Origin of the sequence: Kineococcus siccus (assembly GCF_009906795.1) — a bacterium.
Taxonomy (GTDB): domain Bacteria; phylum Actinomycetota; class Actinomycetes; order Actinomycetales; family Kineococcaceae; genus Kineococcus; species Kineococcus siccus.
The window spans coordinates 1-1,812 of the sequence record NZ_JAAALN010000373.1 but is presented as its reverse complement, the minus strand read 5'-3'; the positions used below and the strand labels follow the sequence as shown (position 1 = coordinate 1,812).

The window sequence follows — 1,812 nt, the reverse complement described above, 5'->3', positions numbered from 1 at the left end:
ACCCCGCGCCGCCCCGCCCCGCCGCCGCCCCGGGGTCCGCCGTGCGCCCCGGGAACCTGCCCTCCGGGGACCTGGGCTCCGAGGAGCTGCCCTCCGGGAACTCTGGCGTGCCGGCTCCGCGGCGCAGCGGCGCCCACCGCGCGGCGACCCGCCCGGTCCTCGCGGGCCGGCCGCCCGCGCCGCTCACCGACGCCCCGTGGGCGACGTCCCCGGACGTCCTGCGCGCGGTCCTCGCGGGGCTGCGCGCCGTGCCGGGGGCCGGGCCCGCCGGCCGGGCGCGCCCGCGCGGTGCGGCCGCCACCCGCTGGGCCGCGACCCGCTGGAGCGCGCTGGACTGGGACGTCGTGCGCAGCGAGGCGGTCACGACCGCCGCGGCCGCCCTGGTCGCCGTCCTGCTCGTCGCGCTCCTGACGCTGGCCCTGGCCGCGGGCTGAGACCGGCGCCTCCGCCTCCGGGGCCGCCACGGCCCGCGGCCCGGCGTCAGGCGCCAGCCGCCGGGACCAGCCGCGCGACGCACTCCACGTGGTGCGTCTGCGGGAACAGGTCGAAGGCGCGCAGGCCGTCGAGCACGTAGCCGCGCTCGGCGAAGGAGGCGATGTCGCGCGCCAGGGCCGCGGGGTCGCACGCCACGTAGGCCACGACGCGGGGCGAGAGCGCGGCGATGCCGTCGACGACCGCGCGCCCGGCGCCCGAGCGCGGCGGGTCCAGGACGACGAGGTCGGCGCTGCCGAGGTCCGCCGGCGCGGTGGCCAGCACGTCCTCGACCCGCTCGGCCCGCAGGCCCACGTGGTCCAGGCCGTGCAGGGACCGGCGCGCGTCGCGCACGGCGCGCTCCTCGCTCTCCACCGCCAGCACGGCACCGTCCGGGCCGACGGCGCGCGCCAGCACGGCCGTGAACAGCCCCGCCCCGGCGTACAGGTCCAGGGCCCGCTCCCCGGCCCGCGGCTGCAGCGCGGCGAGCACGGCCTCCGACAGCGTCGCGGCCGCACCGCGGTGGACCTGCCAGAAGCCCGCACCACCGACGCGGAAGGCCAGCTCCTCCTCACCGACGAGCACGCGCTCCCCGACCCACGTGCGGCCCGAGCGGCGCTCCAGCGTGCCGTCGGCGCGGCGCACCGCGACCGAGGCGTCGGGCAGCTTCGGCATCCGCGCGTGCCGGCCGGCCGAGGGCAGGACGACGACGAGCGGCGGGCCCCCGTCGGAGCCGCTCGCGACCTCGAGCGCCTCGACGTTGCCCCAGTGCCCGGCGAGCACACCGCTGGCGACGACGCCCTCCGCGCTGATCGGGCAGTCGTCGAGCGGGACGACGTCGTGCGAGCGGTGCCCGCGCAGGCCGGGGCGGCCCTCGGCGTCGATCGCGAACTGGGTGCGGGTGCGCCAGCGCAGCCCGTCCTCGCGGCCGCCGGCCGCGACCGGCACGGGCTCCACCTCGACGCGCAGGTCGAGACCCGCGAGGCGGCGCAGCTGCTCCGCCACGACGTCGGCCTTGAGGCCGCGCTGCCGCGCGGGCGTGGCGTGCTGGAAGTCGCACCCGCCGCAGAGGCCGGGCTTCGCGACCGGGCACGCGGGCTCGACGCGGTCGGGGTCGGCGCGCAGGACCCGCACGGCGTCGGCGCGCCAGAAGGACGCGCCCTCGCCGCCCTCGGTGACGCGGGCGACCACGCGCTCGCCGGGCAGGGCGTGCCGCACGAAGACCACGCGGCCCTCGTGGCGGGCGACGCAGTGGCCGCCGTGGGCGACGGGCCCGACCTCGAGCTCTAGCTCGGTGCCGGCGGCGTCGGGGCCCTGGCTGCGGGCGGGCCGGGTCTGGCG

General features: G+C 80.8%; 1 protein-coding gene and 1 pseudogene. One reads left to right on the top strand and one right to left on the bottom strand.

The annotated features are described in order from the left end of the window. Positions 1 to 434: pseudogene (locus tag GTR02_RS21530) on the top strand (hypothetical protein); the annotation flags it as partial. Positions 435 to 480: 46 nt separating this feature from the next. Here GTR02_RS21530 and GTR02_RS21525 read toward each other — a convergent pair. Then, positions 481 to 1,812 (bottom strand): class I SAM-dependent RNA methyltransferase (locus tag GTR02_RS21525; RefSeq protein WP_166609511.1); only part of this gene is annotated, 1,332 nt, incomplete at its 5' end.